Source organism: Sphingomonas sp. PP-CC-3A-396, from assembly GCF_004343105.1.
Classification (GTDB): domain Bacteria; phylum Pseudomonadota; class Alphaproteobacteria; order Sphingomonadales; family Sphingomonadaceae; genus Sphingomonas.
The window spans coordinates 500,188-516,836 of record NZ_SLYF01000001.1 but is presented as its reverse complement, the minus strand read 5'-3'; the positions used below and the strand labels follow the sequence as shown (position 1 = coordinate 516,836).

15 protein-coding genes are annotated in these 16,649 nt (G+C 66.6%); 5 read left to right on the top strand and 10 right to left on the bottom strand.

Annotated features, from left to right (window positions below; genetic code table 11):
- Positions 1-150 precede the first annotated feature (150 nt).
- The 4 genes from serA (at position 151) to C8J40_RS02325 (ending at position 4,667) form a co-directional block, all read left to right on the top strand.
- The gene (gene serA, locus C8J40_RS02340) at positions 151-1,728 is read left to right on the top strand and encodes a phosphoglycerate dehydrogenase (protein WP_093398618.1); all 1,578 of its coding nucleotides are present in this window, start codon (positions 151-153) and stop codon (positions 1,726-1,728) included.
- Between the two features lie 138 nt (positions 1,729-1,866).
- Positions 1,867-2,250, top strand: coding sequence for an endonuclease domain-containing protein (locus C8J40_RS02335; RefSeq protein ID WP_243693166.1), 384 nt, complete (start codon positions 1,867-1,869; stop codon positions 2,248-2,250).
- Positions 2,247-3,347, top strand: coding sequence for an ATP phosphoribosyltransferase regulatory subunit (locus C8J40_RS02330; protein ID WP_132895604.1), 1,101 nt, complete (start codon positions 2,247-2,249; stop codon positions 3,345-3,347). The genes C8J40_RS02335 and C8J40_RS02330 overlap by 4 nt, the downstream gene beginning before the upstream one ends.
- A 30-nt stretch (positions 3,348-3,377) precedes the next feature.
- The gene (locus C8J40_RS02325) at positions 3,378-4,667 is read left to right on the top strand and encodes an adenylosuccinate synthase (protein WP_132895603.1); all 1,290 of its coding nucleotides are present in this window, start codon (positions 3,378-3,380) and stop codon (positions 4,665-4,667) included.
- Positions 4,668-4,725: 58 nt separating this feature from the next.
- Here the strand turns inward: C8J40_RS02325 and C8J40_RS02320 are convergent, their stop codons facing one another.
- Genes C8J40_RS02320 through C8J40_RS02290 form a run of 7 tightly spaced genes read right to left on the bottom strand, consistent with a single transcriptional unit; the run spans position 4,726 to position 9,602 of the window.
- Positions 4,726-5,187, bottom strand: coding sequence for a hypothetical protein (locus tag C8J40_RS02320; RefSeq protein ID WP_132895602.1), 462 nt, complete (start codon positions 5,185-5,187; stop codon positions 4,726-4,728).
- A 57-nt stretch (positions 5,188-5,244) separates the two neighbouring features.
- Entirely contained in the window at positions 5,245-6,312 is a 1,068-nt protein-coding gene (gene aroC, locus C8J40_RS02315; protein WP_132895601.1) for a chorismate synthase, read from the bottom strand.
- Entirely contained in the window at positions 6,309-6,662 is a 354-nt protein-coding gene (locus C8J40_RS02310) for a DUF2442 domain-containing protein (protein ID WP_132736456.1), read from the bottom strand. Before C8J40_RS02310 ends, aroC begins: the two co-directional genes overlap by 4 nt.
- A complete protein-coding gene (locus tag C8J40_RS02305) occupies positions 6,646-6,858 on the bottom strand; it encodes a DUF4160 domain-containing protein (protein ID WP_243643245.1) in 213 nt (70 codons plus the stop codon). The genes C8J40_RS02310 and C8J40_RS02305 overlap by 17 nt, the downstream gene beginning before the upstream one ends.
- 35 nt (positions 6,859-6,893) lie before the next feature.
- A complete protein-coding gene (gene fabI, locus C8J40_RS02300) occupies positions 6,894-7,685 on the bottom strand; it encodes an enoyl-ACP reductase FabI (protein WP_056054995.1) in 792 nt (263 codons plus the stop codon).
- A 23-nt stretch (positions 7,686-7,708) separates the two neighbouring features.
- A complete protein-coding gene (locus C8J40_RS02295; RefSeq protein WP_132895600.1) occupies positions 7,709-8,710 on the bottom strand; it encodes a YihY/virulence factor BrkB family protein in 1,002 nt (333 codons plus the stop codon).
- Entirely contained in the window at positions 8,667-9,602 is a 936-nt protein-coding gene (locus C8J40_RS02290; protein WP_132895599.1) for a DnaJ C-terminal domain-containing protein, read from the bottom strand. The genes C8J40_RS02295 and C8J40_RS02290 overlap by 44 nt, the downstream gene beginning before the upstream one ends.
- Positions 9,603-9,696: 94 nt before the next feature.
- Between C8J40_RS02290 and C8J40_RS20140 the strand changes: the two genes are divergently transcribed.
- On the top strand, positions 9,697-9,837 hold the full coding sequence (locus C8J40_RS20140; RefSeq protein ID WP_165911342.1) for a hypothetical protein: 141 nt from the start codon (positions 9,697-9,699) through the stop codon (positions 9,835-9,837).
- A gap of 137 nt (positions 9,838-9,974) precedes the next feature.
- Here the strand turns inward: C8J40_RS20140 and C8J40_RS02285 are convergent, their stop codons facing one another.
- The 3 genes from C8J40_RS02285 to ligD form a co-directional block, all read right to left on the bottom strand.
- Entirely contained in the window at positions 9,975-10,859 is an 885-nt protein-coding gene (locus C8J40_RS02285; RefSeq protein WP_132895598.1) for a transglutaminase family protein, read from the bottom strand.
- Between the two features lie 154 nt (positions 10,860-11,013).
- The gene (locus C8J40_RS02280) at positions 11,014-13,452 is read right to left on the bottom strand and encodes a circularly permuted type 2 ATP-grasp protein (RefSeq protein ID WP_132895841.1); all 2,439 of its coding nucleotides are present in this window, start codon (positions 13,450-13,452) and stop codon (positions 11,014-11,016) included.
- 455 nt (positions 13,453-13,907) lie between these two features.
- A complete protein-coding gene (gene ligD / locus C8J40_RS02275; protein ID WP_132895597.1) occupies positions 13,908-16,430 on the bottom strand; it encodes a DNA ligase D in 2,523 nt (840 codons plus the stop codon).
- Positions 16,431-16,649 lie beyond the last annotated feature (219 nt).

Here is a 16,649-nt window from a genome sequence, read left to right as displayed (position 1 = left end):
CGGCGCACGCCGGGACCCATGGACACGGAGCATTCGCTCATGAAGCGGGCCGCAACCGCGGGTCCCGGCTTCCGCCGGGATGACGGGGAGGGGGGTGAGAATTGGCATGGAAGACGGAACCCCAATCCCCGAAATCTCAGGAGCAATCCCATGCCAAAAGTCCTCATTTCCGACAAAATGGATCCCCGCGCGGCACAGATCTTCCGCGAACGCGGCGTCGAGGTTGACGAGATCACCGGCAAGACGCCCGCCGAACTGATCGCGATCATCGGCGAGTATGACGGCCTCGCGATCCGCAGCTCGACCAAGGTTACCAAGGAAATCCTCGAGCACGCGACCAACCTGAAGGTCGTCGGCCGCGCCGGGATTGGCGTCGATAACGTCGACATCCCCGCCGCGTCGGCGAAGGGCGTGGTCGTGATGAACACGCCGTTCGGCAACTCGATCACCACCGCCGAGCACGCGATCGCGCTGATGTTCGCGCTCGCCCGGCAACTCCCGGAAGCTGACGCTTCCACGCAGGCCGGCAAGTGGGAGAAGAACCGCTTCATGGGCGTCGAGCTGACGTCGAAGACGCTCGGGCTGATCGGTGCGGGCAATATCGGTTCGATCGTCGCCGACCGTGCGCGTGGCCTGAAGATGAAGGTCGTCGCGTTTGATCCGTTCCTGACGCCCGAGCGCGCGATCGAGATCGGCGTCGAGAAGGTCACGCTCGACGAGCTGCTCGCGCGCGCCGACTTCATCACGCTGCACACGCCGCTGACCGACCAGACGCGCAACATCCTCTCGGCCGAGGCGCTCGCCAAGACCAAGAAGGGGGTGCGGATCATCAACTGCGCGCGCGGCGGCCTGATCGACGAGGTCGCGCTGAAGGCGGCGCTCGATTCGGGGCAGGTCGGCGGCGCCGCGCTCGACGTGTTCGTCGAGGAGCCCGCGAAGGCATCGCCGTTGTTCAACACGCCGAACTTTGTCAGCACGCCGCATCTCGGCGCGTCGACGACCGAAGCGCAGGTCAATGTCGCGATCCAGGTCGCCGAGCAGATGGCCGATTTCCTGATGTCGGGCGGCGTCACGAATGCGCTCAACATGCCGTCGCTGTCGGCTGAGGAAGCGCCGAAGTTGAAGCCGTACATGGCGTTGGCGGAGAAGCTCGGGTCGTTGGTCGGCCAGCTGACGACGGGCGCGGTGTCGCGGATTTCGGTGCATACCGAGGGCGCGGCGGCGGATCTGAATGCGAAGCCGATCGTGAGCGCGGTGCTCGCCGGGTATCTCCAGACGCAGACCGCGACCGTCAACATGGTCAACGCGCCGGTGCTGGCGCGTGAGCGTGGTCTCGAAGTTCGCGAAGTCCGCACCGAGCGTGAGGCGGATTACCATACGCTGTTGCGCGTCTCGGTGAAGACCGAGGATGGCGAGCGTTCGGTGGCGGGCACGCTGTTCGGTGATTCGGCACCGCGTCTGGTGGAACTGCTGGGGATCAAGATCGAGGCCGATCTGGCGGGGCCGATGCTGTACGTCGTCAACGAGGATGCGCCGGGGTTCATCGGTCGTCTCGGGACGGCGCTCGGCGAGGCTGGCGTGAACATCGGCACGTTCCATCTGGGCCGTCGTTCGGCTGGTGGCGAAGCGGTGCTTCTCCTCTCGGTCGACGAAGCCGTGACACCCGACCTGTTGACGAAGGTCCGCGCGCTGCCAGGCGTGAAGACCGCAATGGGCCTGAACTTCTAACGGTGTTACGTCCCTTCTAAAGCCCTCTCCCCTCCGGGGAGAGGGTTGGGTGAGGGGCAGTTGGGAAGGGCATCGCTCGCGGCGCCCCTCTCCCCGCCCCTCTCCCCGCCCCTCTCCCCGGAAGGGGGAGAGGGAGCAGTGAAGGTCGACGACCTACTTCTCGATCGCGCCAAGCGGATGCGGCGGGAGCCAACTCCTGCGGAGGCCAAGCTCTGGCGTCACCTGCGTGGTCGACAGACAAGCAACACGAAATTCACCCGCCAGTTCGTCATCGGCCCCTACATCGCCGACTTCGCCGCTCGCGACGCGAAACTCGTCATCGAGGTTGACGGCGATACGCATGTTGACCAAGCGCGCGACGAAAGCCGAACGGATTGGCTGCAAAGACAGGGATATCGCGTGATACGGTTCAGCAACGCCGACATCATGTCCGGGATGGACGGGGTCTGGCACGTTATATCTGCTGCGCTTGTGGCAGCCCCTCACCCCGACCCCCTCCCCGCAGGGGAGAGGGAGCAGTGACTGCTTTGCTGCCCGAAGGTTTCCGAGATCGCCTCCCGCCGTTCGCCGATTCGGCGGCGGCGCTGGAAGCGCGCGTGCTCGAAGCTGCTCGTCTCCATGGCTACGAGCGCGTCGATCCGCCGCTCGCCGAATTCGCCGACGGGCTGGAGATGCGACTGAAGGCTGGTGGCCTTCACGACGCGGTACGCTTCGTCGATCCGGTGTCGCAGCGCACGCTCGCGATCCGGCCTGACATTACCGCACAGGTCGCGCGGATTGCTGCCACGCGGATGGGGCATCACCCTCGGCCCGTCCGCCTGAGCTATGCTGGCTCCGTCCTCAAACTGCGCGCGTCGCAGCTCGCGCCCGCGCGCGAGACTCGGCAGATCGGCTGCGAACTCATCGGGCTCGACTCGGTCGCCGCTGCGCAGGAGCTTGTCGCAGTTGCAGTCGACATGATCGCGGCCGCCGACGTTACCGGGGCGTCGATCGACTTCACGCTGCCCGATCTGGTGCCGACGCTCGCCGTTGGACCGTTGTCGGTCGCGGATGACCTCGTCGCAACCTTGCGCGATCGCCTCGACGCGAAGGACGCCGGTGCTGTCGCCGCTCTCGCGCCCGCCTATCTCCCGCTGATCGAGGCCGCAGGGCCGTTCGACCAGGCGATGGACCGCCTCCGTGCGTTTGACACGACCGGTGCGCTGGCTTCGCGTCTCGACGGTCTCGCGCGCATCGCTGAAGCACTCGACGGCCGCGTCGCGCTCACGCTCGATCCGACCGAGCGGCACGGCTTTGAATATCAGACGTGGCTCGGTTTCTCGCTCTTCGCCGACGGTAGTGCACGCGAAGTCGGCCGCGGCGGCACCTACACCGTGGTCCACGAAACCGGGGCCGAGGAAGCCGCTACGGGCTTCTCGCTCTATGCCGATGCGCTCGTCGAACGCGTCGCCACCGTCGATCGCCGTCGCCTCTTCCTCCCGTTCGGCACGCCAGCCAACGAAGGCGCCGCGATGCGCGCGCAAGGCTGGGTCACCGTCGCCGCACTCGACGCCGGCGACACCCCCGAAGCACAAGTCTGCACGCATCTATGGGTAGCAGGCGAGCCCCGCGCGCTGTAGGCGCTGCGCGTAATCCTCAGGAGATAGAGTTTGGCCAACGTAGCAGTCATCGGCGCGCAATGGGGCGACGAAGGCAAGGGCAAGATCGTCGACTGGCTCGCCGAGCGTGCCGACATGGTCGTCCGGTTCCAGGGCGGGCATAACGCTGGCCACACTTTGGTCGTCGGCGAGAACGTCTATAAATTGTCGCTGCTGCCGTCGGGTATCGTCCGCGGGACACCGTCGTTCATCGGCAACGGCGTGGTGCTCGATCCCTGGGCGCTGAAGGACGAGATCGCGCGGTTGGGTGCTCAGGGCGTCACCGCGACGCCGGAGACGCTGCGGATCGCCGATACCTGCGCGCTGATCCTGCCGTTCCACCGCGATCTCGACGGTCTGCGCGAGGACGCCAGCGGTGCCGGTAAGATCGGCACGACGCGGCGCGGCATCGGGCCGGCGTATGAGGACAAGGTCGGTCGCCGTGCGATCCGCGTGTGCGACCTCGCGCATCTTGACGACCTCGGCCCACAGCTCGATCGCCTCACCGCGCATCACGACGCACTGCGCGCCGGTTTCGGCGAGCCGCCGATCGACCGCGCCCGCCTGATCGCCGAACTGCGCGAGATCGCCGGCTTCGTGCTGCCCTTCGCCAAGCCCGTGTGGCGCGATCTCAACGCCGCGCGTTCGGCCGGCAAGCGGATCCTGTTCGAGGGCGCGCAGGGCGTGTTGCTCGACGTCGACCACGGCACATATCCGTTCGTCACCTCGTCGAACACCATTGCGGGCGCAGCGGCTGGCGGTTCCGGCCTCGGGCCATCGGCGGTCGGCTTTGTGCTCGGTATCGCCAAGGCATACACGACGCGCGTTGGTTCGGGGCCTTTCCCGACGGAGCTAGAGAACGAGACCGGCGAGCGCCTCGGCGTGCGCGGGCATGAGTTCGGCACCGTCACCGGGCGTAAGCGCCGCTGCGGTTGGTTCGACGCAGTGCTGGTGCGCCAGGCGGCGGCGGTCGGTGGCATCACCGGGATCGCGCTGACCAAGATCGACGTGCTCGACGGGTTCGAGGCCGTGTCGATCTGCACCGGCTACAAGCTGCGTGGCGAGACGCTCGATTATTTCCCGGCGCACGCGGCGGACCAAGCGCTGGTCGAGCCGATCTACGAGACGATGGAAGGCTGGCAGGAAACGACTGCGGGTGCACGCAGCTGGGCCGACCTGCCGGCGCAGGCGATCAAGTATATCCGCCGCATCGAAGAGCTGATCCGCTGCCCGGTGACGTTGGTGTCGACCAGCCCGCAGCGCGCCGACACGATCCTCGTCCGTGATCCGTTCTCGGACTGATACGCAAAAAGCCGGGCGATCGCTCGCCCGGCTTTTCATTTACGTGAGAACGGTTGGATCAGCGCGGCGTGGTCGTGCCGGTCGTTCCGCCCGTGGTCGAACCCATCGAACCGGTGGTCGTGCCACCCATGGTGCCTCCGGTCGTGCCGCCCATCGTCCCGGTCGTGGAGCCCGTGGTGCCGCCCATGGTGTCGGCGCCCATCGTGCTACCGGTCGTGCCGGACATCGTGCTGCCCGTCGTACCGGTATCACCCGTTGTGCCACTCATGGTGCCCGACGTGGTACCGCGCGTACGGCTACGGGCCTTGGTGCCACGCTGCGTGCGTGTCGTCGTGGTCGACTGCGTGGTCGTCGAGGGATTCGCCTGATTCATCGTGCCGCCCATGGTCGAACCACCCATGGTGCCGCCGCTCACCGTTCCACCGGTGGTGCCGCCCATCGAGCCAGTGGTGCCCGTCTGAGCCATCGCCACACCTGGAATGATCAGGGCTGCGGCTGCGATCGAAGTTAGAATACGCATTGTCACTCTCCTAAGTTATTGAAGAGCAAGCGCTTCAGCGCTGCGTATGTTCCGTCGTCAGCCGCATTGGCCCCGATGCAGCAACGCCTGGTCGGCTAGAACGAGCGCCACCATCGCCTCGACGACGGGGACTCCGCGGATGCCGACGCAGGGGTCGTGACGTCCCTTGGTGGCGATCGTCGTGGCCTCGCCGGTCGGGCTGATCGTCTCGACCGGGGTGAGGATCGAGCTGGTCGGCTTGAACGCGACGCGCAAGGTGATTGGCTGGCCGGTCGCGATCCCGCCGGCGATCCCGCCTGCATGGTTGGCGAGGAACTCGGGACCGTCGGCACCGGGACGCATCGGATCCGCGTTCGCCTCGCCCGACAGTGCTGCGGCGGCGAACCCGTCGCCGATCTCGATGCCCTTGACCGCATTGATGCTCATGCAGGCGGAGGCGAGTTCGGAATCGAGCTTGGCGTAGAGTGGCGCGCCCCAGCCGGCTGGCACGCCGGTTGCCTCGCACGCGATCACAGCGCCGAGCGACGATCCGGATTTCCGGGCGGCATCGACGAGTATCTCCCAGCGGGCGGCAGCGGCGGCGTCCGGGCAGAAGAACGGGTTCTGGTCGATCTGTGCATCGTCGAAGTTCGCGGGGTCGATCGCGTCGCCGCCGATCGCCTCGACCCACGCACGGATACGGATCTGCGGGACGACGAGGCGTGCGACCGCACCGGCGGCAACGCGGGCGGCGGTCTCGCGCGCGGAGGAGCGGCCACCACCGCGGAAATCGCGAAACCCGTATTTCGCGTCATAGGCATAATCGGCGTGACCGGGGCGATACGCCTTGGCGACGTCGGAATAGTCCTTCGAGCGCTGGTCGACATTCTCGATCATCAGGCTGATCGGCGTGCCGGTGGTACGGCCCTCGAACACGCCCGAGAGGATGCGGACGGTGTCGGGCTCGCGCCGCTGCGTCGTGAAGCGCGACGTGCCGGGGCGACGCTTGTCCAGCCAGGGCTGGATATCGGCCTCGCTCAGCGCAATCCCCGGCGGGCACCCATCGACCACCGCACCGAGCGCAGGCCCATGCGACTCACCCCAGGTCGTAAAGCGGAACAGCCGTCCGAACGTATTGAAGCTCATTCCGCTGCGACCGCATCCCAGGCAGCGCCGAACCGCTCCGCCATGTAACGGGCCGTGCCGAAACGGCCGGCCATGAGCCCCGCCACGGTAAAGTCAGCGTCGAGCGACTCCCAATGCAGGCCAAATCCGACGCCCAGGATTTCGACTTCGGCGATCTGGTCCGGGGTCGCGCGATCAAAGCCCTGCAACAGATGCGGAGGGAACGCGAACGTCGATCCATTCACCAGATCGACCACGATCCGATCCTGGTCCCGATCGTAGCGCGCGCTTTTGGCCCGTGGCTTGGTCGCCATTGCGATGCGACCGCGCTCGTTCGCAGCCAGGATATCTTCGTCAGTCAGTTCGGCCATGGATTTCGACCCATCTCGTCAGCAGCATTGCCCGGTTCCGTGCGACGGCGGCAAGCGCACGCCGCTGCATCGCGCCGCTCAGTCGTTCCGCGTATAACATGCGCGGAGAGCCCCCGTCGCCTCCGATCTCGATCTTCGCTTCGCCGTCTCCGAATACATGAACATGCGCTGGTGCGTGATCGTCGAGGAAGATCATGAACCGCAGGCCATGCAGCCGGAGCACGGTTGGCACTAGACCAGCGCGATGTCGGGGGCGTCTTCTGCCTTCATGCCGATCACGTTGTAGCCGGCGTCGACGTGGTGCGTCTCGCCGGTCACGCCGCTCGCCAGGTCGCTCAGCAGGTACAGACCCGCGCCGCCGACGTCGTCGATCGTCACGTTGCGCTTCAGCGGCGAGTTCAGCTCGTTCCATTTCAGGATCAGCCGGAAATCACCGATGCCACTCGCCGCCAGCGTCTTGATCGGACCTGCCGAGATCGCATTGACGCGGATGTTGTCGCGGCCGAGATCGACCGCCAGATACTGCACACTCGTCTCGAGCGCGGCCTTCGCCACACCCATCACGTTGTAATGCGGGATCACCTTCTCGGCGCCGTAATAGCTGAGCGTCAGCATCGCGCCGCCCTCGGTCATCATCTTGGCGGCGCGCTGCGCAACCGCGACGAACGAATAGACCGAGATGTTCATCGTCATCAGGAAGTTGTCGAGGCTGGTGTCGACGAACCGCCCGCGCAGTTCGTTCTTGTCCGAAAAGCCGATCGCGTGGACGACGAAGTCGATCGTCGGCCATTCCTCGGCAAGCTTGTCGAAGGTCGCGTCGAGCGCACCCATGTCCGACACGTCGCAATCGAACAGCCGCGCCACGCCCAGCTGCTCGGCGAGGGGGCGGACGCGCTTCTCCATCGTCTCGCCCTGATAGCTGAACGCGAGCTCCGCGCCCGCCTCGGACAGCTTCTTGGCGATCCCCCAGGCCAGCGACTTGTCGTTCGCCAGGCCCATGATCAGCCCACGCTTGCCCGCCATCAAACCGTTCACGCCATCCCCGCCTATACCTGCATATCCGTAGCGGGCTGCTCTAGCGTTGTTTCGGGTGGTTCCGCCAGTGCCGCGTTGAGATGCGCGCCGAATACCAGCCCGAGCCCGATGACGTAGAAAAACAACAGCATGATGACAACGCCAGCCAGACTGCCATAGGTCAGGTCGTAACCACCGAGCCGCGACAGGATAACCGGCAGCAACGCGGTCGCGCTGACCCACCAGGCGGTCGTGAACAGCGCACCCGGCCATTTACGGCACTTCGAATAGCGATAGCGCGACGGCGTCACCGAATAGAACAGCAGGTACAGCGCGCCAAACATCAGCAGGCCGGGGATAAGACGAGATAGCCCAACCCACCCGGCGGCGTCCTGCGCGAACGGCAGTAGGCGGTAGATGAACTGCTCGGCCGCGGTGAGGATACCCTGGACCAGGAACGATAGCAGCGCGATCACCACCGACAGGATGATGACCGCGGACGAGCCAAGCCGCGATTTCCAGAACGGTGCGGTCGCCTTGATCCCGTAGGCGCGGTGGAAGATGTCGCGGATCGTCTCGACGAAGCTGCCGACTGTCCAAAGTCCGACCAGCGCACCAAGCCACAATAGCGACCCGGTCCGTGCGGCCAGCACGTCGGCTATCGGCTTGCGCAACAGGTCGCCGACGTTGGGCGGCAGGACGTTGAGGAACGACTCGACCGCGCGCACCGTCTCGACGCTCTGCCCGAAGATCGACAGGATCGCGGCCGCGACGATGAAGAACGGGAACACCGTCATCAATGCGAGATAGGCCAGGTTCCCAGCATGGATGAACCCGTCGTTGAACACGCCGATCGCGGCGCGCTTGAAGACCTCGAACGCGTAGCTGCCGGGCCTGACCTTCGCCATGCCGCGGTTGAGACGAGTGCGGGCGGCGCCATGCTCGTGGGCGCGCGCTTCGGGCGATAGGGGACTGTCGTTCACAAGGCGTTCAGACGCCCATGGCCCCCCGAGGGTTCCCCGCCTCGCGTCCATCCCAGCTTTCGACGAACGCGGTCAGCGCCGCATCGCTCGCGGGAATGTCGATCATCAGGGTGACCAGCTGGTCGCCCCGCGTGCCGCCCTTCTTGTGGAAACCCTTGCCCTTGAGGCGGAGCGTCTTACCCGACGTCGTGCCCTTGGGGATCGTCAGCATCACCGGCTTGTCGACCGTCGGCGCCTTGATCGAGCCGCCCAGCACCGCCTCGGCCAGCGTGATCGGCAGCTCGAGGCGGACGTCGTCGCCATCGCGCTTGAAGAACTTGTGCGGCTGGACCTCGATCGTCAAGATCGCATCGCCAGCGCCGCCTGGACCCTGCTCGCCCTTGCCTGCAAGCTTCATCTGGGTACCGGTCTCGACGCCCGCCGGCAGCTTGAGGTCGAGCGTCTTGCCGTCGGACAGCGTCACGCGCTGCGGCTCCAGCGTTGCCGCCTCGACGAAGGGGACCTGCAGGCGATACGCGACGTTCTCGCCCTTGGGCTGCGGCCTGCGACCGAAGCCGCCGGAGAATCCGCCGCCACCGCCACGCTGCGCGCCGCCGAACAGGCCCTCGAAAATGTCGCTCATGTCGGGGGCCCCGGGGCCGCTCTCATAGCCCTCGCTGCGGAAGCCGCCGGGCTGCGGCCGCCCGCCGCCACTACCGCCGAACCCGAACGGCGACGCGGGATTGCCGTCGCCGTCGATCTCGCCGCGATCGAACCGCGCGCGCTTGTCCTTGTCGTTCAGCAGGTCGTACGCGTTGGTGACCGTGCTGAACCGCTCCGACGCCTTCGGATTGTCCTTGTTGCGATCGGGGTGAAGCTCCTTTGCGAGCTTGCGGTACGCCTTCTTGATGTCGGCTTCGGTCGCGTCGCGCGCTACACCCAGAGTCTTGTACGGATCGGCCACTTACGTCCCCATTATACCTTGCGCGTCTATGTGGGGGGATCGCCCGCGCAACGCAATTGCGCGCGGCGTGTTTGGTTGCATGAGAGGAACGATCATGACCAAACAACCGATGCAGGGCGTGCCGAAGGACGACGATGGCGCGAAGGAGAAGGACGGCGTCAACAACGCGCCGGCAAAGGACAAGGGCGGCGAGAGCGGCGGCGGCTCGTATCCGAACCCGCACGACGAGAAGTAACGCCTTCATCCTCCCCTATGAGGGGAGGTGGCAGCCCGCTTGGGCTGACGGAGGGGTGACCCGCCATCGAGACGGTGTCACCCCTCCGTCTGGCAAGTGCCAGCCACCTCCCCTTGCAGGGGAGGATCGCATCGCTCTTATGCGGACTCCAACGGCGCAACATCGACGCTGACGTCCATGTTCTGCGCGCCCGACCCGAGCACAACCCCATCCACCGGCGCGATCTCGGCATAGTCCCGCCCGACCGCCATCACGATGTGATCGCTCGCCATCCAGATCCCGTTGGTCGGATCGACCCCGACCCAGCCACGCACCGGCCCGCACCACAGCAGCACCCACGCATGCGTCGCATCCGCCCCGACCAGCCGCGGCTGACCCTCGGGAGGGATCGTCCGGATATACCCAGACGCATAGGCCGCCGGCAGTCCCGCTGCGCGCAGGCCGGTGATCATGATCTGCGCGAAATCCTGGCAGACGCCCTTGCGTTGTAGGAACGCCTCGTGCGGCGGGGTATCGACCAGCGTCGCGTCGGCGTCGAACTCGAACTCCTGCTGGATTCGCCGCGCTAGCGCGATGCCGGCCTCCAGTGCGCCGCGCGAAGGATCGAGATCGACCGCGCAATAGTCGGCGATCGCCTGGTCGAGCGGGATCAGCGGCGAAGGATAGATATAATTCGCAGGGCTAGCCGCAGACAGATCGGTGCTGGCCCGCGCCATCGCCGCGATCTCTGCGAGCGTCGGATCGCTGGCGTCGGGCACCGGCACGAGCCGATCTACCGTCATCCGCGACCGGCTCTCGATCGTCAGATGGCGCACCGGGCTGTCGACCACCAGCCGGGTCACGTTGGCGAGTCCTGCCTCGGCGCGCGCGGCACTGGTCCGCCCCGCCGGGTGCACCGACAGCGCGTAGGAATCCAGGTGCTGCCCGGGCCAGTCGATCGGCTTCAACCGCAGATTGCACCGCGCGAACTTGACGCTCGCGCCGTAATCGAACGTCGTGACGTGGCGGATATCGTAGATCATAAAAATCCTCCCCGGCACGGGGAGGGGGACCGCCAGCCGCTTGCTGGTGGTGGAGGGGGGGCGCCACGGAGGATACGCTGGTGGACAGCCCCCTCCACCATGCGCTGCATGGTCCCCCTCCCCGTACCGGGGAGGATTTGCACGCTCATGCCCCTCACGCCAACGTCAGCCCACTCGTCCGCAAGGGTTCGGCCCCCTGCAGGAAATACCGCCGCGCCAGCGCATCCGACACCGCGCCGAGACGCCGCTCGATATCCCCTAGCGTCTCCGCATTCAGCTCAGCCGCCGTCGCGGTCATCACGATCGCCTGTAATCCGGTCGCCTGCGCCTGTTGCGGCTCCGCCATCTCGTCGTCGCTCAGTACCGGCAACTCCGCCAACCGCGCCGCAATCCGCTCCGCCGAAAACGCCAACGACCGTGGATTGCCCGGATCGAGCGCCACCAGGTCCATCACCGGCACTCGCGCGATCCCGGTCGGATAGCGCTGGCGATAACTGATCTGACTGTCGGCAAGGTCGAGCAGCACCGACAAATCGTCCGGCGACGCGCCCGGCATCCCGAACAACCGGATCGCGCGCGCCATCGCCATCGCCCGCTCGATCCGCCGGCCGAGATCGTGGAACCGCCACGCCGCCGTCCGCCCCATATGCTCGGCCGATAGCCCCGCGATTGCAGCATACCGCCGTTGCAACGACCCGGCTCTCTCCAGCATCCCGCGATGCGTAGGGAAGGGCGCCTCGAGCAACCGCACCATGTCCGCCGACAACCGATCGCGCGAGCCTTCGCCGATCTCCCGCGCGTGGCGGTTAAGCGTCAGGATCGACTGCCAGCGCTCGTCCTCCATCGCGGTCCGCGCGAGCGCGGTCAGGTCGGCGCGGCGCAGCGATGGCGGGTGCGGCGCGCTGCCCGCACCGACGATCAGCCCGACCAGCTTGCCGACCGTAATCGGCGACAGGACAGCACCCCCGTCGACGTCGATCGAGTTGCCGAGCATCACCCTGATCGCGCCGAGCAGAGCCTCGCCTCGCTCCAGATAGCGCCCGAGCCAGTAGAAATTGTCCGCCACCCGGCTCGGCAACGTCCCCGGATTGCGTCGCACCTGGAGCGAGTCCGCGGCGGTCAGCAACGACACGGACGCGACCGGCTCGGCACCATAGATACAGACGTCGGCGGACCAGATCCCTTCGCCCATCACCGCCGCCCGCGCGTCGGGATGCTCGCCGATCCGCGCGAATCCGCCGGGGAGGACGGTCCATTCGCCGTCGCCGTTACGCGCCGCGAACACGCGCAGCGTGAAGGGCCGCGGGACCAGCGCATCGCCGACGACGACCGGCATCGTCGAGAGTTGGACCAGCTCCTGCCCGACATAATCCTGCGGCCTGTTCGCCATGTCGGCGAGCAGGCGCGTCCGGTCTTCGCCGGTGATGTCGGCGCCGGTGGTCGGGCCGCCGGTCATGCCGAGCGGGCGTGCGTGGAACGCGGGCCCGATCAGCAGCCGGTCGAAATTGGCTTCGACCTGCGCCCGCGCGCCGTCCTGCCCGCACCACCATGTCGCGATGTTGGGGAGGATCAGGTCCTCGCCGAGCAGCGATTTCGCCAACTGCGGCAGGAACGCGGAGAACGCCGGCGCCTCCAGCACGGCCGAGCCCGGCGCATTCGACAGCACGACGTTGCCGGCCGCGTACGCGTCGATCAGCCCGGGCACGCCGATCTGCGAATGCGTGTCGAACGCCAGCGGGTCGAGCAGCCGCGGGTCGACCCGCCGCCACAACGCATCGATCCGCTTGAGCCCGCCGATCGTGCGGACATAGACCTTGTCCTCGAGCGCGGCGAGATCGGCGCCCTCGACCAGCAACAGCCCGAGATAGCGCGCGAGATGCGCTTGCTCCGGATAGCTCGGGTTGAACCGGCCCGGCGTGAGCAGGCCGATCCGCGGGTCGGTCCGCTTGCACATCGCCGCGATCCCGGCGCGGAAGGCGGCGAAGAACGGCGCGTGGCGCTGAACGTTGAGCCTATCCTGCAACCCGCCGAGCGTACGGCTGACCGCAATGCGGTTCTCGAGCGCATAGCCGGCGCCGGCGGGTGCGCGCAGGTGATCGGCGAGAACGCGCCATTCGCCGGTCGGTCCGCGGCCGAGGTCGATCGCGATGAAATCGAGGTGGCGGCCGCCGGGTGGGTCGAGCCCGACCATCGGCCGCAGGAAGAACGGGCTGCCGGTGACGAGCGCGGCAGGGATGTGGCCGTCGTCGACCAGCTTTCCCTCGCCGTAGAGGTCGGCGATCACCGTCTCCATCAGCGTCGCGCGCTGGATCACGCCGCGCGCGATCCCCGCCCATTCGCCGGCCTCGATCAGCAGCGGGACGGGCGAGACGGGCCAGGGGCGCTCGTCGGGTTCGTCGGCGATCCGGAAGCCGGTGCCGATGTCGACCGCGTGGCGCTGGACGCGTTCGCGGATGTGGCCGAGGTCGTCGGAGGCGACTGTCGCGAGCTCGGCGAACATCGCGGCCCAGGCGGGGTCGGCGTCTTCGCAGAGCACGTCGGCACTGGTGCTGCGCGCGCAATAGTCGGCGATCCAGCGCCCGGCGTGGATCATTGCGTCGAAAAGGGGCGCGGTTTGCGTCGCCGTGTCCGCCGTGTCCAATGCCTCAAGCCCCCGAATACAGGCGGCGGTGTTTCACCTTTCGACGCGGCGGTGCAACATAAAAGCGTGGAATCGGGTGCGCTTCGCTGTCTTGCCGGCCGTATCTGCCTCATCCCCCGCCACACCCGTCATCCCAGCGGAAGCTGGGATATTCCGCTTGGCGGACGTGACGCTCGCCCCATTAAGTTCCCAGCTTTCGCTGGGATGACGGGGGAGCGGGAGGGGTAGCGGTAGCGGCTGGGTTGGGCCGAGCTGGGTAAAAGTGAAAGGCTTCCCACGCGCTCAATCTCCCCGGCGAAGGCCGGGGCCCTATTGGGACGTCGGTAACGGGAGTCATTGCTCCGTTACCTCAACCTTTCCAATTGGGCCCCGGCCTTCGCCGGGGTGGTGACTGGGGAGGGGGGGGCTCACAAATCCGGCAGCACCTGATCCGCCACACCCCAGCCCTCAAGCGCCCGCGAACCAGCGCGCTCGATCAGTTCCGCCCCATCCTTCACACCCCACCGCGCGGCAGTCTCGATATCGCGTAGCTCGGTCCACGACACCGGTGCCGCCACCGGCGCCCCTGCTCTCGCCCGCGCCGAATACGGCATTACCGCGGTCGCGCCGCGCTGGTTGCGGAGCCAGTCGATGAAGATTCGCCCTTTTCGCTTGGCCTTCGCCATCGTCGCTACGAAGCGCTCCGGCTCTGCCCCCGCCATCGCCCGCGCGAAGCGGTCGGCGAAGTCCTTTACCGCCGGCCATTCCGCCTCGGGGGTCAGCGGGACGACGACGTGCACACCCTTGCCCCCCGACAGCATCGGAAAGCTGACCAGCCCCAGTTCGGCCAACTGGTTCTTCAGATGCTCCGCCGCCTTTTTCGTGTCGCCGAAGTCGAGGCCCTCGTCGGGATCGAGATCGAACACGAGGCGATCCGGCTTCTCCAGCGTCGCGTTCGACGATCCCCAGCCGTGGAACTCGATCGTCCCCATCTGCACGCAGGCAACAAGGCCGTCCGCGTCGTCGACATAGAGATAGTCTTCGGTCGAGCCGTCCTTTTCGCGGATCGGTACCTGGTGCACCGCGTCGCCGAAGCTCCCCGCGTCGTGTTTCTGGAAGAAGCACGCGCGGGATCGGCCTTGTGGGCAGCGGACGAGGCTGATCGGGCGGTTCGCGGCGAATGGCAGCATGATGCCCGAGACCGCGACGTAATAATCGGCGAGATCGCCCTTGGTGACGTCCGACTTGTCGAAGATCACGCGGTCGCGGCTGCTGACCTTTATGCTGGTTTCCGGTGCGACACTCTCGGCCATGTCCGGCAGCGGGGCGGGGGTTTCAGCGACGACATCCTTCGCCGCCTTGTCCTCGCGCAGGCCGATGAAGCTCGAATGGCGGAGCACGCCGTCGGGGGTGACCTCTGCGAAGGCGACCTCTGCGACCAGTTTCGGCGTCACCCATTTCGCGCCGCGGACCGCGGCCTTGGGCGCCTCGACCGTCGGCGTCTTGCGATCGAGTGCGTCGAGCTTGTCGCGGATGTCGTCCATCAGCGCTTGGTCGAACCCGGTGCCGACCTTTCCCGCATAGCGATACCCTTTGCCCTCGCGGACGCCGAGCAACAGCGACTTGAACCCGCGCTTCTTGTCGGATGGGAGCCAGCCGACGATCACGAATTCCTGGCGGTGCGTGCATTTGACCTTGAGCCACGCCTTGGTCCGCTTGCCGGCATAGGGCGCGTCGGCGCGTTTCGAGACGATGCCTTCGAGGCCTTCGCTGCACATCGTCTCGAACAGTTGCTCGCCTGCGCCGATGACGTGGTCGGAGTAGCGGAGGCGGTCTTCGTCATTGGGTATCAGCGGTTGGAGGCGCGCCTTGCGGTCGAGGTTCGAGAGGCCGGTGAGGTCTTCGCCGTCGAGTTCGAGTAGGTCAAACGCGAATAATGTCATGTCGCCGCCGGCGGAGATCGCGTCCTTCAGGGTCGAGAAATCGGGGTGGCCGTCCTTGAAGGCGACGATCTCGCCGTCGATCAGCGCGGATTTTACGGGCAGCTTGGTGGCGGCGGCGGCGATCGCGGCGAACTTGTCGGTCCAGTCGAGGCCGGTGCGGGTGAAGACCTTGGCCTTGCCGTTCGCGACGGCGATCAGTGCGCGGTAGCCGTCGTATTTTACTTCGTGCAGCCAGGCGGAGCCGGTAGGGACGGCGTCGACTAGGGTGCAGAGTTGCAGGTCGTGAAAGTCGGGAAGCTTGGCGCTTGCACCCCGCCCGCGCTTCGTCACCCCAGCGGAAGCTGGGGTCTCGTGTGGCTCCTGTCCCGTGTTTGCCGCTTGAGATCCCAGCTTTCGCTGGGATGACGGGCTGGGGGGGCGTGCCGGCTTTTTATCCTCTTCGATCTCGATCATCGTCCGACCCGTCGAAACGCTGGTCAGCGCTTCCTCCACCAGCGTGTCGGTACCGCCCGCCGCAGCGTCGTCGATTTTCCGCAGGAGCCAGTTCTCACGCTTCTCCTTCGCGCGCGGCTTCAGGCGGATCAGCAGCCATTCGCCCTTCATCCGTTCGCCATCGAGGACGAAGTGGAGGTGGCCCTTGTCGAGATCCTTAGCCGACTTGCCCTTGATCGGGGACCATGTGCCGCGGTCCCATAGCATCACCGTGCCGCCGCCATATTCGCCCGCGGGGATCGTGCCTTCGAAGGTGGCGTAGCTCAGCGGGTGATCCTCGGTGCGGACGGCGAGGCGCTTTTCGTTGGGGTCGAGGCTGGGGCCGCGGGTGACTGCCCAGCTTTTCAGGACGCCGTCGATTTCGAGGCGGAAATCCCAGTGGAGGCGGGTGGCGTCGTGCTTCTGGACCATGAAGCTGTTGCCGTTGCCGGGGGCCAGCGTACCCGCGGGTTCGGCGGTTTTGGTGAAGTTCCGCTTCGAATTGTAGAGGGCTAGGGGATCTGGGGGCGTGGCCATCAATAGCGTCCCGTCTTCGTCATCCCGGCGAAAGCCGGGACCTCGCGCGGCAGGGGGATGGTTTGCAAGGGGGAGATCCCATCTTTCGCTGGGATGACGGGGGAGGGGGCCCAAATATACGTCATCCCAGCGAAAGCTGGGATCTGGTGCGGCAAGGGCGACCTCGCCAACCGGGATATACCAGCTTTCGCTGGAATGACGGTGAGGGGGGCGGGGGCG